The following is a 24,700-nucleotide window of genomic DNA, read 5'->3' as shown; positions in this document are numbered from 1 at the left end:
TTTGAGTTTTTAGTTCAAATATGTGGGGCTTAAGTGTATGGTTCGTCCGGTTCGACGGATTCGGACTTATTGAGCAACTTGTTTTTTGTATTGAGATGGTGTCATCCCTTCAAACTTTTTAAAGAGGTAATTGAACGTAGATTTAGAATTAAAACCACAATCAAGCGCTAATCCCAACAACGAAAGTTTATCGGCTTTCCCCTCCATTACCTTCTTCTTAAATTCCTCAACCCTAAACAGATTAACATACTCATAAAAATTAGAAGAAGTATTCTGATTGATCAGTTGTGACAGTTGATGTTTTGATATGTTGATCATCTCAGCCAACTGCCCAGCACTTAGGGTTGGATTTAGGTACGGCTTCTCTACTTGCATTTTATTATTGAGCTGATCAATTAGCTCCTGAGCTTCCTGTTGGTTAAGATTCGAATGGCGATATTTTTCATCATTGTTCGTGTTCTTCTCCAACTTGGAATCAAGAAAAATATTCGATTGCTTCACACCAAAGTATCCAATCACGAAAATATTGGTAATCAACAGTCCTGATATAACCTTAAAAGAAGTCATAATATTTACCATATCCATATCACCCGCAATTACGATTGAAAAGGAAATCCAGAAACCGACAAATTCTATTACTATCCAATACTTCATCCAATTAAGTGTTTTTTCCTGAAGATTAGAAAACTCATTGACGATAACAGATTGATGCCTTAGAATCTTGATCAAACATAATACGGGGTACATGCATGCCGAAAAGGCCATAATTAAAGCCCAGTGTTTCACATGAAATGGCAACTGTCCTTTTACATTAATATATCCCTTAGAAACTCTAATCAGGTAATCAGGGGTTGGAGACCAATAAAACCACCACATCGAAAGCACCATAAACAAGAATGGAACAAAATGAGCAAGCTGACCAATCCATGAGAATCTGTTTCCTTGCACCAGGGATGAGACGTAAATGAAAAGTAAAGGAGAAATCAAATAAGGAATCAAACACATGGCTATCAACAACGGCACCATCTGATCTGTATGTCCTTCGAAATTGAGATGATAGAAAAAGAGCAATATGGCATTAAGGATCAACCAGGTCAGCAATATATAATCAAAAGTGCCTCTCTTTCTTTTCTGAATAAGCAGAAAGGAAAGAAACAAGGCTAGGCCAATGCCAATAAAATTAACTGCACTCATCTACTTGGTATATTCGTTCAGGCAAGAGTAATTGGTTAATCCAAACCTAGATCATAATTCCCCTAAGTAAAATGGTTTGTTCCAATTCTTCGCACGAATTAAATTAAAACTCAATTGCTCAATGAAAAATTCACAGTGAAGTATTTATCTGACTGATTATCAAAAAAATACATTCATAAAATTCAGAAATCAAGTCATACATCCTACTATTTAAAGAAACAAAAATCAAAGATGACGGCACTTTTGTTAAATCATAATGAGTATATTTCATAAATGATATTGATGCTGCAGATGAAGCATTCAGTATCTTTGCAACCAAATGCTATCGGATAATGGAGGAGAATTTTAAAAAACGAAACGAGGAGAAAGAGCTTATAAAAAAGTATGAATCGTTTCGCGAGAATAAAGAGGCCTTTTATTTTACTTCGGATGAATACGAATCTATCATCCAAACTTACCTGGACAACAACAAACACCGAAAAGCACTTAAAGCCACCAATCTAGCCATAGAGCAATACCCCTATGCGGTTGAGTTCATGGTTTTAAAGGCTCAGGTTTACTCAAATCTCCAAGAATACGGCATAGCTATCGAAATTTTGGAAAAAGCAGGAAACCTACATCCTGGTGATTCAGACATCTTTCTTATCAAGGGAAACATACAAATTCTCAATGGCGACATCAACGATGCCCTAGCGAGTTTCGATCGGGCACTAGAACAATCCGAAGATAAAGATGAAATCTTCTACAGCATTGGACTCGCCTATCAAAATCGAGGGGACTACAAAGAAGCCATTGCCTATTTCAAGCAGTCGCTAGAAGAGAATCTAAATAACGAAAATGCTTTGTATGAACTCGCTTACTGTCTGGACGTCACTGGAGAATTGGAAACAAGCATTTCTTATTACAAAGAGTTTATAGACAAGGACCCTTACTCAGAATACGCTTGGTTCAATTTGGGTATCGTTTACAATAAGCTTGAAAAATACGAGGAGTCTATCAATGCCTATGAATACTGTCTGGCGATAGACGAAAAATACAGCTCTGCATATTTCAACATGGGTAACTCACTCATGATGCAGAAGAAGTATGAACAGGGATTGAATGCATTCAAAACCACGCTAGAATTAGAGGGCCCTACTCCTGAAATATACTTCAGCATAGGTTCTGTGTATGAGCAAATGGAACAATATGACCTGGCCATACGGTACTATAGAAAATCAACCAAACTGGATCAGTTTTATGATGAGGCATGGTATTGCACGGGAATATGTTTGGGACACCAAAACAAATGGTATGAAGCTGTTCATTTCTTTAATAAAGCATTAAAACTCAGTGTAGAAAATGCTGATTATTGGATGGCGTTGGCTGAAGCTGAATACAAAGTCGGAAATGTAGTATCAAGTATCGATGCCTACGACGAGGTAAGTCAGCTAGATCCTGGCAACGTAGAAGTTTGGAAGAAATGGTCGATGATCTATCATGAGCAAGGTGATCACGAGCAAGCGATGAACATCATCCATGACGGACTGGAAGAGTTGCCAGATGATGCCGCACTTTTCTATCAAGCGGTTATCTATCTGATTGAAAAAGGTCAATACAAGTTAGCTTTTACTTATCTGGAAAAAGGACTATTCTTGGACTATGAAGGGCATACCGTTCTGTATGACCACTTCCCTAAACTAGAAACCCAAAAGGCGCTGTACAAAATCATTCAGCAGTACAAATAAGACATTAATCACTTACCCCAAATCATTCGCGAAAAGCCTTTGCAAATAGGGCTATTATCAATTTATTTGCAGGTTGAAAAAATCGACCAGCTATATTTTCGTATTGAATATTTAGAATGAATTATACCCTTAATAATATTCCTGAAAGGACGGTTAAACCACGTGAAAAAGGATTCACAATGGTCATGGACAAAGGTTTAAGCGTCCGTCAGGCAGAAGACATGTTAGAAACCTGTGGGGATTCTATCGATATAATAAAATTAGGTTGGGCTACCTCGTATGTCACCAACAACCTTCAAAAAAAATTAGACTTCTATAAGGCTGAAGGCATCCCGGTCTATCTCGGCGGAACCCTCTTCGAAGCGTTTATCATAAGAGATCAATTCGACGATTATCGTAGGGTGCTCGAAAAATACGACATCAAACATGCCGAAGTTTCTGATGGCTCTATCATCCTCGATCATAGCAAAAAATGTGAATACATAAGTACGCTAGCCAAGGAGGTGACCGTTCTTTCAGAGGTAGGTTCGAAAGACGCTGCTGAAATAATCCCCCCATATCAGTGGATTGAATTGATGCAAAAGGAATTAGATGCTGGCGCCTGGAAAGTAATCGGCGAAGCCAGAGAAGGCGGAAACGTAGGTCTATTCAGATCAGATGGAGAAGTCAGATCAGGTTTAGTTCAAGAGATTCTGACCAAAATCCCGATGGAAAAGGTAATCTGGGAAGCTCCTCAGAAATCTCAACAGGTCTACTTCATTAAGCTGTTAGGCTCAAACGTAAACCTTGGCAATATCGCTCCAAATGAAGTGATTCCATTGGAAACACTTAGACTTGGACTTAGAGGAGATACTTTCGATTACTTCCTCAACGGCGACGCCAAACTTTAAAGAAGCAAAACCACCTTATGCGTTCGTTTAAAGATTATTTCTTGCTTTTCCTAAAAGGGATAGGCATGGGTAGTGCTGATGTAGTACCCGGAGTTTCCGGCGGAACGATCGCCTTTATTACTGGGATCTACGAAGAACTGCTCAATTCCATCAACTCATTTGACGCAGATGCTTTCAGACTTCTTTTCTCGTTCAAAATCAAGGAGTTTTGGAGTAAAATCAATGGTTCATTCCTATTGCCATTAGTCTCAGGTATTTTGCTAAGTGCGCTAACCTTAGCGAAAATTATCACCTTTTTACTGGATAAGCATCCTATTCAGATTTGGTCATTTTTCTTTGGACTGATCATTATCTCATCCATATCCGTAGCCAAGGAAATTACAAAATGGAATTTTATCACTGCCCTGTCATGTATAAGTGGTATTGCCATCGCTTATGTGATTACAGTGGTTACTCCCTCTACTACCCCCAACGAACTTTGGTTTGTTTTTATTAGTGGAGCAGTGGCCATTTGCGCTATGATACTTCCTGGAATTTCTGGAAGCTTCATCTTACTGATATTGGGAAAATATGCCTACATCATGTCTGCCCTTAAAAATCTTGACACTGCTGTGATTGCCGTGTTTGGCACTGGGTGTGTGGTAGGGCTTTTCACTTTTTCAAGATTGATTGCCTGGTTTTTAAAGAAATTTCACAACTACGCCATTGCTTTATTAGCGGGCTTTATGATTGGTTCTTTGAATAAGATTTGGCCCTGGAAAAAGGCAGAACTTTTTCGTTTTAATTCACACGGTGAACAAGTCCCTATCTTTGAAAGAAATCTTCTACCAACAGACTATATGGCTGAAACAGGTCAATCTCCTTTGATCATACAAGCCATACTCTATATGGCCTTAGGTTTTATGATGGTAGTTATCATGGAGAAAATTGCTTTTGCTATTAAAAAGGCAAATGAAAAAAGTCAATCATGAGGCAATTCGGACTTATCGGTAAAACCTTAAAACACTCATTTTCTAAGAAGTATTTTACAGAAAAATTTGAAAATGAAGGTATAACTGATAGTAACTATGAACTATTCGAGTTGGCTGAAATTTCCGAAATTCAAAATCTAATTGATCATCATTCAGATTCATTAACCGGCCTGAATGTTACGATTCCCTACAAAAAAGAGGTAATGGCCTTTTTGGATGAATTGGATGCCAATGCCGAAGAAATAGGTGCGGTCAACACGATCAAAATATTAAAAGAAGGAAAACTCAAGGGCTACAATACGGATTACCTTGGATTCATTAACTCACTGCAAGATGACTGGGATCTGTCTGATAAAAAGGCATTAGTCTTGGGCACGGGAGGCGCATCAGAAGCTATCAAAAAAGCGCTGAACGACTTGAATATTCCATTTCAATCCGTTTCAAGAAAAGCATCTGATGATTCCATTAGTTATGAAGATGTAAATAACGAGAACTGGATACAAACACATCAATTAATTATTAACACCACACCGTTAGGCACCTACCCTGATGTAGAAACGAAACCTTCTCTTTCTTACAGCCAACTTACCAATCGACACCTTTTGTTTGATTTAGTCTACAACCCCGAGATCACTGCCTTTTTGCAAGAAGGGTTAGACAAAAAAGCAAAAATCAAGAATGGTCGCAAGATGTTGATGGGTCAAGCCGAGGCTTCTTGGAAAATTTGGAATGATTAGTCATCTTTCTTTCTTAGTTCACGTATCTCCTACCTTTACATAACTTTATTCATGCTATCACTTCCTAAAAATGTTTGGGTACTAACCTTAGGGCTTGCCCTAATGATGTCAGCCAGTTCATTGGTTGTATTCGTAGGCGGTCTCGTTGGCACTACCCTTGCCCCCTCTCCTAACTTGGCCACACTCCCGGTTGCAGCCATTATCATTGGTACAGCACTAGCTACTGTTCCGGTCGCTCTACTTATGAGAAAATGGGGTAGAAAAAAGACGTTCCTGACCATTATTACATTTTCAGTTTTCGTTTCTTTGTTAGCGGCCTATAGTATCCATATACAGTCCTTTTATTTATTCTGCCTCAGCTTGGGTTTAATTGGCATTTCGGTTGCCTCTTTGAATCAATTTCGATTTGCGGCCATGGAAAGCGTAAAACCGAACCGGATTCCAGATGCTGCTTCCACGGTACTTCTAGGAGGTATAGCTGCCGCATTCATCGGGCCCGAAATAGCCGTTAATGGAAAGGATCTACTCGATCATCCTTTCACTGGATCATTTATGCTTTTGGCCGTATTGTTTGTTTTTGGATTTGTTATCATCTCTTTTTTTCAGAATGTAAAACCTATAAACGAAGAAAACACAGCACCAGGAAGATCTTTAAATGAAATCATCAAACAACCGATTTTTTGGACAGCCGTGCTATGTGCCATGATGGGCTATGCGGTCATGAGTTTTATCATGACGGCCACACCAGTGAGTATGCATGTCATGGATGGACATTCCTTAGAAGACACCAAATGGGTAATTCAGAGTCATATTGTAGCTATGTTTCTACCAAGTTTAGTGACCGCATGGATTATCAAAAGAATTGGGATTAAAACTATGATGTTGGCTGGTATTGCAGCCTTTGCCATTTGCATAGGTATAGCATACTCAGGACATCATGTAGGCCATTATTGGGGTTCTTTGGTCCTACTAGGTATCGGGTGGAACTTTCTCTTTATTGGAGGAACAACGCTCCTACCTCAGGCTTATACCAACAATGAACGATTCAAAGTCCAGGCATTGAATGAGTTTATGATTTTTGGAACACAAGCTACAGCTGCCTTATCTGCGGGTTTTGTTGTTCATGCGCTGGGTTGGGAAAACATGCTGCTTACTACCATTCCACTGCTCATCATCCCTCTAATAGCTATTCTAAGAAGCAAATAGTTAATTCTGTTTCAGGATACCCTGTCTTTCCCTATTGACAGATAGTTGTGTGATGTCTGGTCGAGAATAATGGCCAGCTACATCGAAGTTCTGTCGTTCTTCTAACACTCTATTGAAATCCAAGGTAGCTGTAATTAGTTTTTCTTCATTCAATACAGGGGGAACCACCCATTCTCCATCAGGCCCAGCAATGCAAGATGCTCCATTGGCCATGGTATCCGGTGCGTTCTTTATGATGTCATTATAATGTGGTATTCCTTCATGTATATCAGATTTTCTCATCAATCCAGAAGCAGAGATCACAAATGATCGCCCTTCCTTAGCCATGAATTTAGTGATGTCAAAAGTATTTTTTTCATTCCCTGGCCATACAGCAACGTGCAGATTTTCGCCTTGCCCGTACAATGCGGTTCGGGAAAGCGGCATCCAATTTTCCCAGCAGTTCAATCCTCCAATTGTAAATTCCTTGAGTGGATGAACCTGCAACCCGTGCCCATCACCTGGCGCCCAAGAAAGACGCTCTTCATAAGTGGGCTGTAGTTTCCTGTGTACAGATTCAATACTTCCCTCCTGATTGATATATACTAACGAGCAATAAATACTATGGCCTCCTCTATTGGCAGCTCGTTCTATGGTACCCAGATAAATTGATAATCGATGTTTCTGAGCCATCCCACAAAGCATCTCCAGATCTCCCTTCTCAATTTCTACTGCTTCGCGTATATAATGAGCATGAAGCTCCTTTTGCATCTTTGAATTAAACTTCGCACCTTCCGTGAGCTCAACCCAAAAGGGATACCCCGGTAACAATGCCTCTCCAAAAACCACTAACTCACAAGATTGTTTAGCAGCAGTCTTTATCGAATCATAAATCTTTTCAAGTGTCCTTTTCTTGTCTAACCAGACAGGTGATATTTGTGCAATACCTACTTTTAACAAATTCAATTCACTCATAATTTCTATATCTTTTTATTCCGCTGGTACACCAACAAAAATGACCAAAAGGCACAGGATACATACTCCAGCAAACAATAGGAGTTTTAACCAAAATTTCTTCTGGTAAGCCACTTGGATGGCAGATAAACATTGTATACCGTAAAAAATAGCAAAAGCCTTAGAAGCCAAAGCAATAATTTGAAAAATATCGAATAACCAGGTCAATCCAAGCCCAAGAAGACAAATCAAGAATATACCTACTTTACTTTTTACAGTGCCATTGGTTACTTCTACAGCCAGACCGGAGCCACCATTGGTATCGGCAACTGCAGCACTGAATTGCGCAGCCAATGCAGCCAGTATAAGCAGAGCTGGTAGCCAAGTAGCGATGACTCTGCTTTGATCAATTATTGCTGTTTCTGAAGTTTCTCCAACTGTAGGCCCAATATAATTGACTAAGGACAATCCAATATACATTAAATAGATGACCGTAGATATCCACTGAGCCCACTTCATAGACTTAATTCTTGTCGCTTGATCATACTTCTCTCCTAAAAATCTAGATGTTTCAAACCCTTGAACTGTAATAATCAAGCCTACTAAAATGGCAAAACTATTCCAGGTAAAGTCCAAATGTGGTTCTTTTAAAATCCACCCTCCTTTGGCCGCTGCTTCAGCATTAAATAAGAGTAACCCAAAAAGAAGACCTCCAATAATGGATAGTTTTATACTCACGCTAACCTTTTCTAGCCTTTCCAGAAAATCTAATCCCTTGAACAATCCAAATATTCCAATGAATGATATCACAAAAGTTGAAACCATTTTCTGTTCAAAATCATCTGTGCGATCAAATGCCTTGAGAAAAAAAGCACCGAACAAATTCAGGTAATATGTAATGGAAACCACATAAGCCAGTACCAAAGACATGTCGCCTAATTTCTCAGTTAATTTTATACCTTTTGATGTCCCTGAAGCACTCAATTCATCTTCCACATATTGGATATTAAACCGTATCACATATCCAATCAAATAGGCCGAGGCGCACAGGAAAAACATACCCCAAAGGGCATTCGTACCGAGTGAATTTTGTAATAGAGGCCCGAGAATTAAGAAACCACTTCCAATTATTGAAGCCAATGGCGTAAGGGTTGCCAACCAAATATCAGATTTTGTCCATCGAGGAATAAATAACAGCAGAATTACCCCAATTGAGACAATAGTGATGAGCAAGTTTTCAATCATACAGCTATCGTTTCTTCATGAATTCTCAAAATAATTAGAATTGCATAAAGAACAACTGATCAGCGTCACTTTTGATTTGTTCATCCGTATAGACTAGTCGATATTTACGCTTATGGATTTCAAACTCACTTCAGAATACGTTCCCACTGGGGATCAGCCCCAAGCCATTGCCGAATTATTAGAAGGACTTAACAATGGAGAACCATCACAAGTGCTTCTTGGGGTTACAGGTTCCGGCAAAACCTTTACAATGGCCAATGTGATCGCTGAAACCAATCGCCCAGCACTAGTCCTCTGTCATAATAAAACATTGGCAGCACAGCTCTATGGTGAATTAAAACAGTTCTTTCCAGAAAATGCTGTGGAATACTTCATCAGCTATTATGACTACTATCAACCGGAAGCCTTTTTGCCCACCACAGGATTGTACATTGAAAAGGATCTAAGTATCAATGAGGAAATTGAGAAACTTCGTCTGGCAGCCACTTCAGCGCTACTAACAGGTAGGCGGGATGTAATCGTTGTTGCTTCCGTGTCTTGCATCTATGGTATAGGTAACCCAGAAGAATTTGGGAAAAACATTGTGACTCTAGAAGTGGGTCAGGAGATTTCCAGAAATCAGTTACTATTCAAGTTTGTTGATATTTTATATAGCCGAACAGAAGCCGATTTCAAGAGAGGTAATTTCAGAGTAAAGGGAGATACCGTGGATATATTTATTGCCTATGGAGACTTTGCTTATCGCATCATTTTCTGGGGAGATGAGATAGAGACCATACAACGCATTGAGCCACACACGGGCAAGAAATTGTCGGACGAAAAAATCGTTACTATTTTCCCAGCCAATCTATTTGTGACGGGCAAAGACCTACTCCACCAAGCCATCAATCAAATTCAAGATGATATGGTGAAGCAAGTGCAGTACTTTGAAGAAGAAAGAAGGTTTCTCGAAGCCAAAAGGCTAAAAGAGCGCACCGAATTTGACATCGAAATGATGCGAGAACTAGGTTACTGTTCTGGTGTAGAGAACTACTCTCGCTACTTTGATCAGCGTCAAAAAGGTGCTCGTCCATTCTGCCTACTGGACTATTTCCCAGATGATTTTTTAATGATCATTGACGAAAGTCATGTCACGCTACCCCAGGTAAGAGCGATGTGGGGAGGTGATCGTGCACGAAAAGTAAACCTGGTTGATCATGGATTCAGATTGCCTTCTGCCATGGATAACAGGCCCTTGACCTTTGATGAATTTGAAAGTATGGTAGGACAAAGCGTCTATGTTAGCGCCACTCCTGGTGATTACGAACTTAGAAAGTCGGAAGGTGTGGTTGTGGAGCAAGTCATACGTCCTACTGGTTTACTAGACCCAATCATTGAAGTACGTCCAAGTCTGAATCAGATTGATGATTTGATGGATGAAATAGATGAACGTGTTAGGCTTGAGGAAAGAGTGTTAGTCACAACTTTGACAAAACGCATGGCTGAAGAACTTTCTAAATATCTGATCAATGCTGGTGTGAAAACCAGATATATTCATTCTGAAGTGGATACTTTGGACCGAGTAGAAATACTTCGAGAGTTGCGGTTAGGCGTGTTTGATGTATTGGTTGGAGTAAACTTATTGAGAGAAGGATTAGACTTGCCTGAGGTTTCGCTGGTGGCAATTATAGATGCTGACAAGGAGGGTTTCCTCAGAAACGAAAGGTCATTAGTTCAAACTATAGGACGCGCCGCCCGAAACGAACGTGGCATGGTGATCATGTATGCAGATAAAATCACAGGATCCATGCAAGTAGCCATAGATGAAACCAACCGAAGACGAGGCATTCAAATCGCCTACAACGAGAAACATGGCATCACACCTACCACAGTCAAAAAATCAAAAGAAGCCATCATGGAGCAGACCTCTGTGGCCGACTCCAAGAAGGCAACCAGACCTAAACCATACATAGAATCTGAAACGGCAGATATAGCAGCCGATCCGGTTGTAGCTTATATGGACAAAGAAGGCATAGAAAAGATGATTGAGAAGACGAAAAAATCTATGGAAAAAGCAGCTAAAGACCTAGACTTTATGGAAGCCGCTAGACTTAGGGATGAAATGTTGGCTCTTGAGAAACTAAAGACTGAAAAGTAAAAAAGGATCAGTAAGCTGATCCTTTTTTACAAACCATGCAGTTATCCTATTTTTCTTCCATCTCTTCAGAATCATCCATTTCTTCCTCCTCCTCACTCATGTTCTTATCCTCCATTGGTTCATCTGCCATTGGCTTTGGAGCCATTTCAGGTTTAGCTGGAGTTGCCGGTTTAACAGGCTTATCTCCATCTATTTTCATTTTGAGTTGTTGGTTTTGCTTTCTAAGCTCTTCTAAATCAACGTGCAATACTAAAGTCTTCTTTACTAAAAGTTTAGTCTCCCCTTTTTTGGATTTCACATGCCCGATAATCACAACCAAATCCTGGTCATCAAAAGGCGTATGGGGTAATCCGTCAACATCAATTTTCACATCAATTTTTCCTGTTCGATCACGAAAAACATACATATTTCGTTCTGCCAACGCTTCAATAATATATCCATGTAAAGTCACTAAATGATCCTCCTTGTCATATTGAGGACCATTTGACTTCACTTCCTCTACGGTATAATGGATCTTTTTTGAGTTGGGGCCTGTGTATTGTGCAAATGATACTAACGGAGCTATGACAAATAGCGCAAAAGCGATTGATTTTCTCATAATTGAAAGTTTTAAAAATTCTAGTTTAAGTGGTAGATTAACATAAATATATGCAAAAGATGCCTCCTAAGAGACCTATCCCAAGATTAGTTGCTGCAATTCATTCTAGATAATCAAGAAGGCTTTTTTACTTTGAACACCCAATATTACCCATTTGAACCCCTGATCCGAACCTACTATGACACAAATAGACTACCATCTCGTGGACGTATTTACTTCTTCCAAGTATGGAGGAAATCAATTAGCTGTTTTTATTGATTACGAAGATGTAGTAACGCATGACCACATGCTTCAGATTGCAAGAGAACTAAATTTCTCAGAAATCACTTTCATTAAGAAAAATCATCAAAATGAACAATTTGACGTTCGAATTTTCACACCTGAATATGAAGTACCATTTGCAGGCCATCCTTCTCTGGGTACAGCCTTTGTGATATCCAAATACCTGATCAACCTACCTAAAGAGAAAATCACCCTCAATCTTAAACATGCCAAAATAGATATAAGACTCAACAATAGATTTGACGTGGATAATAGTGAATATGTCATGCAGCAAGCTCAACCTGATTTTCTATCCACCTATAGTCATCAAATGATCGTCGATGGGCTCGGTTTATCTCATGATGATTTAGATCTAAAATTTCCCATTGAGGAAATCAGCACAGGATTACCATATATAATCATACTCGTTCGTGGCCTAGAAATTCTAAACAGAATAAAACTTCAACCGAAAAAAGTTTTTGATTTTTTAAATCAAACAGGTCGATTTAAAACCAATAGTCCACTCGGACTCACAACCTCTCTGTTCTTTGTAGCTGATGAAACTGCTGAAAAATCTAGCGACTACAGTGCAAGAATGTTTTGCTATGAAAATAATCATCTGATAGAGGACGCAGCTACTGGCAGTGCAAATGGTTGCTTTTTGGCTTATCTTTTAAGGAACGATTCCAAAAAAATTAAAGCTCAGGTAGAACAAGGATATCAAATGAAGAGGAAGTCATTGATCAGTTTAGAAGGCTCTCTCGCCGATGGTAAATACTCTATAAATGTTGGAGGAAACGTAAAGGATGTTGGCAGCGGTAAGTGGTACATTTAGTGTCTTAAAACCATCAAGTTGAAGCAAACATTAACAGTCATCTCTAGAAAGAGGTTCTATTTAACAGGTTTAGTTCAACCAAAACTCTACAATCAGTTTCAACCCAAGAATGGTAAGAATTGAGCCTATACCTATTCTCAGATACCTCTTAAACTTCTCATTCAAATATTTATTCAACTTTTGTGCGTAATATGCTTTCAGCACATCTGTTACCCATACCATGTTCAATACTCCCAAAAAGAATAACAGTTCACTGGTGTTGTCATTAAATTCAGTGATGGCATAGTTGGATATAGCTGCCCAAAACCCCCAGATGATAGGATTAATGGCATTGAGCATGATGGCCTGCGTAAACAATCCGAACTTCTGTAAATGAGTAGAAGAAGGTGCAGCAGGCTTTTGCTCCTTTTCTTTTTTAAAGATAAAGACCAAACCGAAGAGAATCAGCAGCAAGCCTCCTCCTATCGACAGCTCAGCCGGTGGTTCACTCCCATCTGATAGCTGACTTAAGCCAAGCCAGGTCAATAAAATAATGGAAGTATCAGTCAGCGCTACACCTACAACAAAATAGATGGCCTTTTTAAAACCATGATCGATGGCATTCTGAACTAAAGTCAAAAAAACAGGACCTGTGGAAAGAGCGGGTACAAGACCAGCTGAAAGTCCTATGAGGTAAGCAACTAACAATAACTATATATTAAATTTTAACTATTCTTGAATAGAAGCACAAAAGTTTAAGTTTAATCTAATGTTTCCAGCAAAAAAATAAATGATTAGAATTTTATTATTTCAATTGAGCACAGTCTAAAAAAGAGATTATTTAATGATAATTCTTTTAGAATAAGACTTACCATCAAACGATGCCTCTAATAAATACAAACCAGAACTAATTTTACTTACATCCACTCTGTAATCCTTTGACAAATCATTCTCATAAGTCTTACTAAATAATAGCACTCCTTGCATGTCAAATATTTCAATCCTTACATCTTCTGCCTCTAATGACGGATCCGATTGCAAAGTAAACAACCCTTCACTTGGGTTTGGATATACATGAATCATATCAGAAATAACTATATCTTTTTCCTCATAAATACTATTCAATTTCAAAAAAAACATATCAGATGAACCAACTGAATTAATTTGCTCTCCAAACAAGTCAATTTTACCTCTCATAAACCCTGTCATAAATACATTACCATTATAAAGTCCTATATCGTTGACTTGATGCTGACTACTACCACCTAAATTCTCCCCCCAATTAACATCTCCTCTGCTATTCATTGAAACCAGAAAAGCACTCTGATGCTTAGTGCTTATTAATTCATATACATCAATTGACAGATTCTTTTCAAATATGCCTGAAATAATAATTTCTTCATTCTCTGTGATTGCAAGTGTTTTTCCTAAATCATTTCCTGTACCTCCAAAACTTTTTAGCCAGTTTAAATTACCATCTATAGATAAAGAACCTAGAATGGCATCTTTATCTATCATTTGAGGTAGCTCTTGAAATGATTCGTTAGAATTTCCTACAAAGTATATTTGATCCTTTTTGATGTCAATGTCCCCCAACTTTTCTGATCCTCGTCCTCCAAGTGTATTTAGCCAGACCAGATTTCCTTCTAGATCTAGTTTCGTGAAAAACAAATCTCCTTCGCCTTTTGATGAAATCTCTGTGTTCAAAAGCTTCATGCCTCCTTTATACTCTCCTCCAATTATACAATAATCATTAATACATTTAAGAGACTTTCCTGCACTCATAGAGTTACTGGATGACTGCTTAACCCATTCAAATTTTCCATATGACGTAAGTTTTGCAACGAACATTTCAGTCAAATTAGAAGATTCAAGTACAAAACTTCCAAAGTTGGCATTTTTCTGAAAGGAACCAGTCAAGTAAATATTACCATAATGGTCAGCATCTAATGCATATACAATATCTTGACTAGAACCTCCTGCACTTCTGACCCATTCCAATTTTCCATCAGTTGTGTATTTAGCAATGAAAACATCATCTTGTCCATTCGATTCAATATTTTCATTTTCGAAATTTGCTATCAAAGAAAATGCACCAGTTACATATAGATATTTATCATCTACTAAAACTAAATCGGATCCAAATTCAGTTATTGTATTTCTTTTTCTTACTTTTCCTCCTGCTCGCTTTGCCCATAACAATTCACCTGATTCATTAAATTTAGCGATGAATATGTCCGTGTCTCCATCAGATTTTAACGTTTTGCTCTTAATATTCATTTTGCCCTGAAAACTTCCTGTAGCGTATATATTGCCCTGGCTATCGGTTACAATGGCATTGGCCTGATCCGACCACTGTCCTCCAGAACTAAACACCCAATCTTTTGATGTTTCTTGGGCAATTGATTTCATTGCCATTAATAGTGAAACAAATACCAGAGTGAATAACTTCAAATATTTCATAGTTTCAGTTTTAGATTTTTTAATAGTCGAATTGATCACAGTTAACGAGCTTGATATGAACGGTGGATCCGTTTTTTGCGTTAAACCCTGGTTTAAGTACAACAACATTTCCTTCGTAGTTGATTTTAGCCCCAGACTGAATGGTTGCGGCACCAGTTCCCCCACCGAGGCTAATTGAGCCCGCTTTAACTTTTGGCCAGTTTCCTGCAGACAAAACAAAATTCTTATTGTCGTATTTATCCGTCTGACAATAACTAGTCAGATCATACATCCAAAGCCTGTCAGTTCTTTCCACCCAAACGGTAACTTCATCTCCATACATGGTTCCCTTTTGTAGCGGGTTTCCCTGGGCCAAAATAGAAGCTTCCTTCATTGATGTCCACAAACCGTATTCTTTTTCATAAATATAGGAGACATAGTTGGTGCCGGAAGATCCTCCTCCATACTTCACATCTACGTAAACATGACCTTTGGAAATAGCTACGTTGCCCGCACCCATGTACGTATGTTCGTCATAATTTCCATCAAAATAGAGAGTTAAATAGGCGCTAGGCGATTGGTTATTCACCCAGCCACCATTAATTGGCTTTTCCCAAACATAAGCTACAGGATCATCAAAAACATTGTTGGTACTACTCCTTCTTGAAGCAACAATTGAGGTCCCTTCTATATCAACATAGCCATAAGAGGAGCTGGTCGATAATGTTGCAACCTCTGTCCAGGAGGAGCTATATTCCAACACATGCAATTTCCCAATAAACTCCGCTACAATGGTATTTCCGGAAATAGCAATATCATTAAAGCCTGAGCCGCTAGAACTTCCCACCTGCACTTTCTGAATGTCTGATCCACTCCAACGTTCCAAAAATGGCCATTCGCCATTTTTCTTATTTATCGCATAGACGAATTTCTTTTTTGCCCCATGATCATTCTCAATAGTCCCTAGCGCAATTCTATCATCACCCATAGCAATATCAGCTATCTCTATTTCATTTCCATCAGGATAATCTCCACAACGATTGGCATCGAGACAAAGACGCTGCGTTGGGGCATTCATATCACTCCACTCACCTGGGCCTTTATCAAACATAATAATCCGATTATCAAATTGAGAATCATAAATTACTGCAATAGTTTCGTCGTACATGGCAATTTTCGAATACCGATTTAACCAATCCCATTGAGGTGTTCCGGATCCTCCACAAAAATTACATAACTGAGCAATTTTACTCCATGAATTATTGGTTTGTTTGTATACATAGATATAGTCGGTTGGTGTACCAGGTGTGTTACTGCTACCAACAATTACTGCCAGGTAATCTTCATACATTACCATGTCTTTAATCGGATAGTCAGTAGGTAATCCTAGATTTTGACTTGAGGGTAATTCAGGAGTTTCTTCAACTATGACTGTAGTTTCAGCAATTGGGCCTGGGTCTTGACTTTCGAAACTGCTGCTAACTTCCAATTTGACTTTATATGTTCCAGCGGTGTTGTACGTGTAGGGAGTATATTTTTCATAGAAAGTCTGATTATTCCAGATGAAATATTGTAATGGTTCATATCCATAGGGATAACCTGTATGGTTTCCTGGCAGTTCCAGATACCAGTTCCATTTTTTAATACTGCTAGAGGGAAATGACAGATCAGTAAAAACAACTTCTTGCCCTGCTCTTATACGAATATTTTGAGGGCTAAATGCAGGCGTCAGACCAGCGCCAACGTCAAGGACCGTAAGTGTTTTGGACGTACAATCGGAAGATCCACAATTATCAGTTATGCAAAGAGTCACTGTATATTGACCAGCTGTGGAATAAGAATGGTTCGGATTAATCTGGTCACTAGTGCCTCCATCACCAAAACTCCATGAATAACCAAACAAGTTAGGACATGGCATGAAGGACTTGAAACTGCTAAATTCGACCGGGCTATTTTCATAAGCGGGATTGGTGAAATCAAAATTGGCCACTGCATCTATACCGGACTGCGCACTTATTTCTACCGGGGCAGATTCCACTTCATTGACACCATCACTGACCTTTAATTTTACTTGATAAATATCCGCATCATAAAATTCAATAGTAGGGTTCGTGGATGATTGATTTCCCGAAGTATAGCGAAAACCGGAGGCTGGTGAGACCTCCCAAGTCCTCGAAGTGATGATCCCTGTAGATGCCGAGCTATTGAAAGTTACAGAAAGGGGTTTGCTTCCTTGTGTATCTGATGTTGTAAATATTGGATTCAGATCATTAGATACATTGATGGTGTAGCTTATATTCTCTTGCTCAGCTCCCCTACTTACAGTTAACTCTACCATGTAGTCGCCCGGTGAACTGTACGAATGTGATGGGTTTTGCTGAGAAGAAGATGTAAAATCACCAAAGTCCCAGGACCAGGCTGTTATTTCGTCAGAAGGCGTTGAGCGGTCTGTGAAATTAACGGTTAAGGGAATTGAAGAATCCATCAAATGGCTGAAATCGGCATGCAAAGGACATGCACCTGCTATTCTTCCTCCAGGCGAGTCACAAGTTTCTCCAAAAATCTCGAAAGAGTGGTTTTCATCAGGGTTTGAAACTCCCCCATTCACTATGCCATTCCAAGTGCCGTTCGCATTTCTTATCGGAATTTGAGAAGGATCACTTTGGATGTGGTTATTGGCATAGTCTTGACCAGTAAATTCAATCGCATGCGTACCGGCCAGTGTGCTTGCGGCCTGGATCGTATACTGCCAATTTAAGTCCTCTTCTACGGTGTTTTCAAGAGCTGTCATTGGTTGATTTATAATACCCAATGTAGGAATGGAAATACTTACTGATTTCATTGGCTCACTAGAGATAACACTAACCGATATGTTCTGTCCCTCTTCAGGAGAAGTTCCAGTACTCGTGTCAGGGCCAAAATCAAGAGTCCCATTGTTCCATACCCAGTCTCGATCATAGAATATTTCAGTTACCGGCTCGGAAATCAAAAATACGGTCTTGATATAAGGTTTGAAGTTGTCGACAACCATGAATGCATCTCTTGTGGTGGTATTACTAGCCGTGTTATTTGCGTTAGCAATGTCACGTGCACGTAATCTGAGTGTATATTTTCCGTCCTTGAAGTACGCCTCACTATTCGAACGTGCGTCTTTGTTTCCTCTGTTTTGTAAATCCCAATCTTCTGTTTGCCCCGTTCTTAGACCAGTATTTAAAAAACGATCATACACTTGATTAGTGGCACTGGGATTTGCCGTTAAAATATAAACGTGTCGTGACTGATTAGACCTAGAATCAAAAACAAAATCTGCACGATCATTATCGGGGACCTGATTAAAATTGATATTTTCAATTTCTCCTCCTCTACTTGCATTTGTATGATCTAAAACTTCAAAACTGGCTCTGTTTATTCCATTATTTCCGCTAGTTGAAGCACTGCCGTCAGACAAAATATGTCTATCTCGCATTCTGGACACGATATCCACCTTATTATAAACTACTTTATGCGTCACGTTTTCAACCGTGCTCGTTGTTGTCAATTCATTCTCTGCATTGTCATGTAAATGGCCATTTTGGCGAAACTCAACTGCGTTATTTTCAACACTTGTGTTGTTGGCATCATTCTCACCAACAGAGGCCTCACCTGAATTAAACGGAAATACAAAATCAGGGCTGCCTGAGTCAGTAAAGGGAGAAACATTATTATTAATCCAATTGGTTATACCTGGTAATGAATTTCCATTTCCTGTCTCGTCATTATCATTAACATGAACATGCTGGTTTGTACTTTCGATCATCAAACCCAAATAATCTCCAACAGCTACAGTACTTCCAGTAGTAATAGCGACGACATTGGTGTTAGTAACAGGATCATAAGTAGCAGGAAGTGTGTGTTTATAATATACACGTCTGCCGTTAGTTAGGGTAACTCTAATATAATCATTCCAATAGTCATTAGGATTCGCAACATAGACCGTACCAGCGTGCATGGAATAAACGGCCTGATCTTCATCAAATGTATCAGTATCACCGTCTTCAGCACCAAGATTGTCTAGAGGACTAACCATATCCACACCTGCGTGAAACCTCGACGTGGCAGCTGATCCTCTGAAGTCACCAACTGTTCCTGATATCTTTCCTCTTACCACGTTACCGCCAGCGTCGTTGAAAGGCCAAGTTTGTTGCGAATAAGTGAAGTATGTTTTGGTAACTAAAAAAAATAGAATTACAAAAATGTTAGGCTTCTTAATCATAATTAGAAATTTTACCGTCAAGCATTACAGATATGTCAGAGTGTCGACTTTTGATCTGTGGCTTATAACTAGAATTCTCTAGAGAAATAAACTTCTTTTTGCCAGCACCCTCTTCGGAGAAAATAAAGATCAAATTATTGACGAAAGCATTTCCATTGACAGGCTGACTAAATAAAATACCGGTTTGACGCCCATCGAGTGCTACAAAATCCACTAACTCGATGTAGTTATCAGAACGACTTGAACGAATATCATTCTCGGTGTACAATTCAATAAAGCTCCAGTCATTAATCACTTCTGCCGTTTTTGGATTACGAGTTTCTAAGTGATCTGGATATCCGATGAGCAAGCTGGGCTCAATACTGTTGGTAAAAGTCCAATTTTGAACGGGCCCATTTATCAAGGCCTCTGAAACTAAATTACCTGACAGGTCCAATATCATGAGCGTATGAGTGATTTTTGGAAAATCACTATAGACGTATAATGCTACATAACTTCTTGAAGCAAGTATTTTCCCTACATCACCCACTAATGCAAGTTTTTTTTTAAATAATATTTTTCCCAAATTATCGGTCAACACAAAGGTATTAAGCGTATCCCCGGTAGTTGGCGACTCGCCAATTAATAACTTGTCTTCATAAATATCAACATAGCTTATTCTATCCTCTGATTCAGGCAAATAGGAATTAACTAACTGTTGTTGACTGTCATAAAACTGAAAACCTAAGCTGATACCTTCCCCACTTTGCCTGAACACAAAATCGCCATTTTCAAAAAAATGAATGGTACGGCCGCTACATGGGAATTCGGATATTGTTTTATCCACTAACTCTGACCCGTTAATCGTCTTTTCTCTCACAGTAAAAGTGCCATCGCCATAGACGCAATCTCCTTTTTTCTGGGTTGTATATAAAGAGTTGCCCGTCAGATGTACAGGCATCTCCCCTTTCTCTAATAATCCGGCACCTACCCCGTTGACTAATATTCTGTTTGACTCATTTGTTTTTTGTTCAAAAGACACCTCATACTCACCAGAAACCAAAAGGCCCATATTTTCAGTAGGAACTTGGTCTATTTTCTTTACCGAGAGCTGGGTCTTTTGATCTGAGCGCCTCGTTTGTTTTAGAAGGGTATCTTGTTCACTTGCAACATCTTTATCCCATACCTCGGGACTGTCCTGAATTTTAACCGTGTCCTTTGTCGACTCTTCGATGGGAAAGTCGCTCGCGTTCTTTTGAATGGTTTTTGGCTTAAATAAGTACCATCCTAATCCCGCCAAAAGGAGAATTAGAATTAAGGCTAGGTATTTCTTCATTATTGACTACTAAGATAGCAATGAAATCAAAACAAAAAATCAATCACTAATAAATTTTCCGACACAAAACAATACTTCAAATCATCAAATAATTTCAATTACTCTGGTATAATTTTTTGATCTCAAGAAAAAATAGAAGTGATAGAAATTATTATTTTTTATAAAAAACTACTCAACCAATTCTAGCAATTGCTTTTCAGATTTCTTGAACAGGCATATTCTTTGAAATTTACCTGCCACTTGAATAGATCCCAATATAGCTAAACCATTGTCAGAAGTAACCTGAATAGCTCCTAGCTGATAGGGGCTCGAAAAACCAAGATAGTCGACACCAACATAAGCCCCAGTATTGTCATAGAAATGAAGAACGATCTGTTGATTTTTAGTGGTAGTGGCTATGATGATATAATCGGATTCGTTCAATGTAATTGTAGTCATCTTTACCTTTCCATCTGTCTCCCATTCCAACATAGCGTGACTATCAATATCACTAGCTGAAGTAGTTCCTGTAGTACTGAGCGTAGTTAGACCGCTAGCATATTGGTCTCCATAGTTAAATCTAGAAAGAGCGAAATTATCGCCATTCAAAGGAAGCAAACCACTAATACCACCCTCGTCTTGTTGACCCTGGATCACCCCGGATGGGGAATCACTGCTCAAGTCTGTAAAAAGCAATGACAAGGTATAATTATAAAAACCATTGGCATAGTAGGTTCCTCCAGCCGTTTTACCTGCAAAAAACGGTAACTCCCTACCCGTGCGGGTAAAATGATCTATAATTGGTTCTTCTACGTCTTGACCTGCGCCAATACCAAACTCCCTTGGTGTACCTATAGTCGCTCCATCCAATCCATGAATTGACAAAACAGTAGTTCTATTCACTGGGTTATAACTTAATAGCACGAACTGATCCGCTCCATCATTTTGAGCAAACATAGGATAGGTAGCGCCAATACCAATCGTGCTTACTACTCGTGCGGAATCATCCACCTGATTCAAATAAGCTTGAAGACTTACGGCATCCATGCTTACAAAATAGTGCTGACCACCTAAGACCAAAAATTCACCCACCGGATGTACATTGTTGTCACGCATGTAGGTGTTTCGTATAAACTGACCTTCCTCGTCTGTACTAGCTATATACGTCCCTAAAAAGTCCGTATCATCTCGTCTATAATTTCCCAACAGCAAATAACCATTTTCACTGGTCTCTGTAACATCTACCGGACTAATGGCATGATCAAACTGATGACTATCATAAATTCTCAAGAAGGAATCTGCCGGATTTACATCTTTATTATCTCCTATATCACAGGCTGAAACGGCCAACAAAGCAGCCATTCCAAAGAGTATATTTGTTAATTGTATTTTCATAAGAGACTAAAAATCAGAATTAAAACTTTTGCTAATAAACCGCATAGGGAAAAATACGCCTACATTCATAGTAATATTATCTATAGTAAGATCATCCATGGCGTCACCAGAAGCCGCCAGTCGATTATCCGAATATCTATTAGCCGCGCTTGCGATATTATTCAATCCATATCGATAGTTGATATCCAGAGAAAGACGAATATTCCCAGGATCATAGTGAACGCCAACGCCGGCCATAATACCAAGAGATGAACCAATGAACACATCTTTAGCACCTACAATGATAGCTGGAGGTTGATAAGGCTGAACTGCCCCTGCTGCCATATCATTATTTTCAATTTGGACTTCCTTGTTGGCATTAAGCAAACGGCTGTAATACGCTCCGATTTGCACGAAAGGCCTGAGTTTTTCCTGAAGTATGTCATACTTAAACATCAAAGGCAGGTCGATGTATTCCAAATGATTCTTCTGGTCATAATTGAGAATAACCATATCATCAGGATTACTTGCGGATTCGTAAGTGTAGGAATTGTGATAAGTAAAATTGAACCTTGAGTAATTGGGAAAGAAGGCCAACGAAAATCCACGATGATAAAACACAAACTCCAAACCTACTTGAGAACCCAAAGCTTTAAAATTATCATAGTCCTTATCAAGCTCAGCATCCAGAAAATCTACTCCCTCAAATGTAGAATGGAATTGAGTTGGGTTAGCTTTGGTCAAATTGGGTCCCCCCTTTAGTCCAATCCAAAATTGCGTTTGAAGAAACTGCTTCAATGGATTGGGTGGTTTTTTGGGTTGGCCTTTTCGTTGTGCCATGCCTTCAAAGGCTAATAGCAAACAAAAAAGTAATAACAATCGAAATGAGCGATTCATATGTTTAGTTCTTAACAATTAGTTTTTTCGAGTCTTTTAAAAGTCCAGCATCTATTCGATAGATATAAGTTCCTGGTTTGAGCTGGGAGACGTCTAGCGTCACCTCATGCTCTCCTATAGTTTTTTGCTCCTTTAATATATGCTTCACGAATTTTCCTTTATTATCATAAAGTCGAAGACTGACCTGAGCTGGAGTATTGAGATAAAAGCCAATTTTGGTTTCGCCTTGAGCAGGGTTAGGATAACACTCTTTTAAGTGAAACCGGTGAGTAATAAAGTCCTCAACTCCATCAATTACCGACTTCGAGACTTCTACCTTTTCTACAGCCTCACCGTCATCATTAGTACCATCTATATAGTTATTGAAAAAGATATCATTAGTGATCACGCTTTTATCTACCTGCATCCAGTCTTCCAATATGCTGGCATAGATCTGACGATAGTCATACTGCATCCCGACATTATTTTCAGTCATATCTGGATTGGTTCCATATACTCCAGCATTAGCACCTTTACCAAAAATAAACATCGGCCCACCAGTACCGTGATCGGTACCATAACTACCATTGGATCCGATTCTTCTACCAAACTCGGACATGGTTACAGTCAGTACTCGATCTTCAATACCTCTGGCTTTCAGGTCATCCTGAAACGCCTTCATAGCAGAAGAAATATGGTACAATAAAGAAGCATGGTTACCCATGGTAGGATCGTAAGACTCAACCTGATCGGCGTGTGTATCGAAGCCACCAACTTTCACAAGGAAAACCTTGGTTTTGGCTCCAAGGCCTGGTCCTCCACCATCTAATAACTTTGCTACCAATTTTAACTGGGGTGTTAGTCTATTAGTTTTTGCACCATCTGGGGCATTATATGGATATACATCAGGATAGGTAACTGTGGGATCGTTTGCCCTTTTATATATTTCCAATAATCGTGCAGCATAATCCTCCGACTTATCTTCCAAGCCCAAAATCCAATTCATCTCCTTCCAATAAGGAGAATCCAACAAATACTCTGGCGGGCGGCCTCTAGGATCAGTCCCTTGATCTACAAAGCCATCCAGGCTTTCGATCAAGTTAGCAAAACCTTGCGGATTGCCTCCAAGTGAAATTGAGGAAGGAATGTTTCCTTGCTGATGAAAAACTAGGGATACATCACTACCAAGCTCAATGGCCAATGGGTCTGGCATATTTTCATTAGGAAAATCATCTGGATATACCTGTGGTGCATATTGACTCTGAAGATAGCGACCAACCCAGCCCGATGAGTAAAAATCATCCACACCTCCGCCCATATTCCAAATATCTCTTCCACGAAAGTGAGAACCATTGTTATTCTTATAGGATACCCCTTGAACTATGGCCATTCGACCTCGATCGTAGAGGTCTTTAACACCCTGCATATCTGGGTGCAAACCAATTTGATCTTCCAACGCTAAGGTGCTATCCAATGGAATGTATCTTCTTGCACCATTCTTTGCTGGTATAGCAATATTCGCTCGTCGATTGTAATACTGATCATATTGATCCACCGGAATAATTGTATTCACTCCATCGTTACCTCCTGAGAGTTGGAGTATGACTATGACCCTATCATTAGTACTACTAGCAGCCATTTGCTGGTAATAGCTGTTTTTTGCGATTAGGTTTATCGGTACACCACTGATGGCAAAGGGTACGCCAGCCGCCAATGGGATTTTCTTTAGAAATTTTCTTCTTTTCATTA

The 24,700-nt window shown here is 39.2% G+C and carries 18 protein-coding genes; 7 read left to right on the top strand and 11 right to left on the bottom strand.

Annotation, left to right across the window (positions count from 1 at the left end; translation table 11 throughout):
- Nucleotides 1-66: 66 nt before the first annotated feature.
- On the bottom strand, nucleotides 67-1,194 hold the full coding sequence (locus ACO6S2_RS10425) for a helix-turn-helix domain-containing protein (RefSeq protein ID WP_422358487.1): 1,128 nt from the start codon (nucleotides 1,192-1,194) through the stop codon (nucleotides 67-69).
- Between the two features lie 332 nt (nucleotides 1,195-1,526).
- Here ACO6S2_RS10425 and ACO6S2_RS10420 point away from each other — a divergent pair, with 332 nt between their 5' ends.
- From ACO6S2_RS10420 to ACO6S2_RS10400, 5 genes are all read left to right on the top strand, one after another.
- Complete coding sequence (locus ACO6S2_RS10420) at nucleotides 1,527-2,921, top strand: tetratricopeptide repeat protein (RefSeq protein WP_422358486.1); 1,395 nt, start codon at nucleotides 1,527-1,529, stop codon at nucleotides 2,919-2,921.
- Between the two features lie 116 nt (nucleotides 2,922-3,037).
- Entirely contained in the window at nucleotides 3,038-3,811 is a 774-nt protein-coding gene (locus ACO6S2_RS10415; protein WP_422358485.1) for a phosphosulfolactate synthase, read from the top strand.
- Nucleotides 3,812-3,828: 17 nt separating this feature from the next.
- Nucleotides 3,829-4,782 (top strand): DUF368 domain-containing protein, encoded by a 954-nt coding sequence (locus ACO6S2_RS10410; RefSeq protein WP_422358484.1) that lies wholly within the window; start codon nucleotides 3,829-3,831, stop codon nucleotides 4,780-4,782.
- Nucleotides 4,779-5,519 carry a shikimate dehydrogenase family protein gene (locus ACO6S2_RS10405; RefSeq protein WP_422358483.1) on the top strand — a complete coding sequence of 247 codons (741 nt, stop codon included), beginning with the start codon at nucleotides 4,779-4,781 and terminating at the stop codon, nucleotides 5,517-5,519. The genes ACO6S2_RS10410 and ACO6S2_RS10405 overlap by 4 nt, the downstream gene beginning before the upstream one ends.
- A 51-nt stretch (nucleotides 5,520-5,570) precedes the next feature.
- Nucleotides 5,571-6,725, top strand: coding sequence for an MFS transporter (locus tag ACO6S2_RS10400; protein WP_422358482.1), 1,155 nt, complete (start codon nucleotides 5,571-5,573; stop codon nucleotides 6,723-6,725).
- Here ACO6S2_RS10400 and ACO6S2_RS10395 read toward each other — a convergent pair whose 3' ends face one another.
- Entirely contained in the window at nucleotides 6,726-7,679 is a 954-nt protein-coding gene (locus ACO6S2_RS10395; protein WP_422358481.1) for a carbon-nitrogen hydrolase family protein, read from the bottom strand.
- A gap of 15 nt (nucleotides 7,680-7,694) precedes the next feature.
- On the bottom strand, nucleotides 7,695-8,903 hold the full coding sequence (locus tag ACO6S2_RS10390) for a hypothetical protein (protein ID WP_422358480.1): 1,209 nt from the start codon (nucleotides 8,901-8,903) through the stop codon (nucleotides 7,695-7,697).
- Nucleotides 8,904-9,015: 112 nt separating this feature from the next.
- On the opposite strand from ACO6S2_RS10390, the gene uvrB reads away from it, so the two are divergent.
- A complete protein-coding gene (gene uvrB / locus ACO6S2_RS10385; RefSeq protein WP_422358479.1) occupies nucleotides 9,016-11,040 on the top strand; it encodes an excinuclease ABC subunit UvrB in 2,025 nt (674 codons plus the stop codon).
- Between the two features lie 46 nt (nucleotides 11,041-11,086).
- On the opposite strand, the gene ACO6S2_RS10380 is transcribed toward uvrB, so the two are convergent.
- Entirely contained in the window at nucleotides 11,087-11,638 is a 552-nt protein-coding gene (locus ACO6S2_RS10380; RefSeq protein ID WP_422358478.1) for a NirD/YgiW/YdeI family stress tolerance protein, read from the bottom strand.
- A gap of 178 nt (nucleotides 11,639-11,816) precedes the next feature.
- Between ACO6S2_RS10380 and ACO6S2_RS10375 the strand changes: the two genes are divergently transcribed.
- On the top strand, nucleotides 11,817-12,734 hold the full coding sequence (locus ACO6S2_RS10375) for a PhzF family phenazine biosynthesis protein (protein WP_422358477.1): 918 nt from the start codon (nucleotides 11,817-11,819) through the stop codon (nucleotides 12,732-12,734).
- Between the two features lie 69 nt (nucleotides 12,735-12,803).
- On the opposite strand, the gene ACO6S2_RS10370 is transcribed toward ACO6S2_RS10375, so the two are convergent.
- The 7 genes from ACO6S2_RS10370 to ACO6S2_RS10340 form a co-directional block, all read right to left on the bottom strand.
- Entirely contained in the window at nucleotides 12,804-13,421 is a 618-nt protein-coding gene (locus tag ACO6S2_RS10370) for a LysE family translocator (RefSeq protein WP_422358476.1), read from the bottom strand.
- Nucleotides 13,422-13,550: 129 nt separating this feature from the next.
- Complete coding sequence (locus tag ACO6S2_RS10365) at nucleotides 13,551-15,176, bottom strand: T9SS type A sorting domain-containing protein (protein ID WP_422358475.1); 1,626 nt, start codon at nucleotides 15,174-15,176, stop codon at nucleotides 13,551-13,553.
- A 19-nt stretch (nucleotides 15,177-15,195) separates the two neighbouring features.
- Nucleotides 15,196-19,407 carry a PKD domain-containing protein gene (locus tag ACO6S2_RS10360; RefSeq protein WP_422362429.1) on the bottom strand — a complete coding sequence of 1,404 codons (4,212 nt, stop codon included), beginning with the start codon at nucleotides 19,405-19,407 and terminating at the stop codon, nucleotides 15,196-15,198.
- Complete coding sequence (locus ACO6S2_RS10355) at nucleotides 19,400-20,722, bottom strand: hypothetical protein (protein WP_422362428.1); 1,323 nt, start codon at nucleotides 20,720-20,722, stop codon at nucleotides 19,400-19,402. Before ACO6S2_RS10355 ends, ACO6S2_RS10360 begins: the two co-directional genes overlap by 8 nt.
- Nucleotides 20,723-20,890: 168 nt before the next feature.
- Nucleotides 20,891-22,096, bottom strand: a complete 1,206-nt coding sequence (locus ACO6S2_RS10350; RefSeq protein ID WP_422362427.1) for a hypothetical protein — start codon at nucleotides 22,094-22,096, stop codon at nucleotides 20,891-20,893.
- A 6-nt stretch (nucleotides 22,097-22,102) separates the two neighbouring features.
- Nucleotides 22,103-22,915, bottom strand: a complete 813-nt coding sequence (locus ACO6S2_RS10345; protein WP_422362426.1) for an outer membrane beta-barrel protein — start codon at nucleotides 22,913-22,915, stop codon at nucleotides 22,103-22,105.
- Nucleotides 22,916-22,976: 61 nt separating this feature from the next.
- The gene (locus ACO6S2_RS10340) at nucleotides 22,977-24,698 is read right to left on the bottom strand and encodes a DUF1501 domain-containing protein (RefSeq protein ID WP_422362425.1); all 1,722 of its coding nucleotides are present in this window, start codon (nucleotides 24,696-24,698) and stop codon (nucleotides 22,977-22,979) included.
- Nucleotides 24,699-24,700: the final 2 nt, after the last annotated feature.

The organism is Reichenbachiella sp. (assembly GCF_965233835.1).
Taxonomy (GTDB): domain Bacteria; phylum Bacteroidota; class Bacteroidia; order Cytophagales; family Cyclobacteriaceae; genus Reichenbachiella.
The sequence above is the reverse complement of the archived record's forward strand: the minus strand, read 5'-3'. Positions and strand labels throughout refer to the sequence as shown.

What these genes read in the sequence shown, in the direction of transcription:
- ACO6S2_RS10425 (WP_422358487.1), bottom strand. Translation starts at nt 1,194, where the DNA reads ATGAGTGCAGTTAATTTTATTGGCATTGGCCTAGCCTTGTTTCTTTCC.
- ACO6S2_RS10420 (WP_422358486.1), top strand. Translation starts at nt 1,527, where the DNA reads ATGGAGGAGAATTTTAAAAAACGAAACGAGGAGAAAGAGCTTATAAAA.
- ACO6S2_RS10415 (WP_422358485.1), top strand. Translation starts at nt 3,038, where the DNA reads ATGAATTATACCCTTAATAATATTCCTGAAAGGACGGTTAAACCACGT.
- ACO6S2_RS10410 (WP_422358484.1), top strand. Translation starts at nt 3,829, where the DNA reads ATGCGTTCGTTTAAAGATTATTTCTTGCTTTTCCTAAAAGGGATAGGC.
- ACO6S2_RS10405 (WP_422358483.1), top strand. Translation starts at nt 4,779, where the DNA reads ATGAGGCAATTCGGACTTATCGGTAAAACCTTAAAACACTCATTTTCT.
- ACO6S2_RS10400 (WP_422358482.1), top strand. Translation starts at nt 5,571, where the DNA reads ATGCTATCACTTCCTAAAAATGTTTGGGTACTAACCTTAGGGCTTGCC.
- ACO6S2_RS10395 (WP_422358481.1), bottom strand. Translation starts at nt 7,679, where the DNA reads ATGAGTGAATTGAATTTGTTAAAAGTAGGTATTGCACAAATATCACCT.
- ACO6S2_RS10390 (WP_422358480.1), bottom strand. Translation starts at nt 8,903, where the DNA reads ATGATTGAAAACTTGCTCATCACTATTGTCTCAATTGGGGTAATTCTG.
- uvrB (WP_422358479.1), top strand. Translation starts at nt 9,016, where the DNA reads ATGGATTTCAAACTCACTTCAGAATACGTTCCCACTGGGGATCAGCCC.
- ACO6S2_RS10380 (WP_422358478.1), bottom strand. Translation starts at nt 11,638, where the DNA reads ATGAGAAAATCAATCGCTTTTGCGCTATTTGTCATAGCTCCGTTAGTA.
- ACO6S2_RS10375 (WP_422358477.1), top strand. Translation starts at nt 11,817, where the DNA reads ATGACACAAATAGACTACCATCTCGTGGACGTATTTACTTCTTCCAAG.
- ACO6S2_RS10365 (WP_422358475.1), bottom strand. Translation starts at nt 15,176, where the DNA reads ATGAAATATTTGAAGTTATTCACTCTGGTATTTGTTTCACTATTAATG.
- ACO6S2_RS10360 (WP_422362429.1), bottom strand. Translation starts at nt 19,407, where the DNA reads ATGATTAAGAAGCCTAACATTTTTGTAATTCTATTTTTTTTAGTTACC.
- ACO6S2_RS10355 (WP_422362428.1), bottom strand. Translation starts at nt 20,722, where the DNA reads ATGAAGAAATACCTAGCCTTAATTCTAATTCTCCTTTTGGCGGGATTA.
- ACO6S2_RS10350 (WP_422362427.1), bottom strand. Translation starts at nt 22,096, where the DNA reads ATGAAAATACAATTAACAAATATACTCTTTGGAATGGCTGCTTTGTTG.
- ACO6S2_RS10345 (WP_422362426.1), bottom strand. Translation starts at nt 22,915, where the DNA reads ATGGCACAACGAAAAGGCCAACCCAAAAAACCACCCAATCCATTGAAG.
- ACO6S2_RS10340 (WP_422362425.1), bottom strand. Translation starts at nt 24,698, where the DNA reads ATGAAAAGAAGAAAATTTCTAAAGAAAATCCCATTGGCGGCTGGCGTA.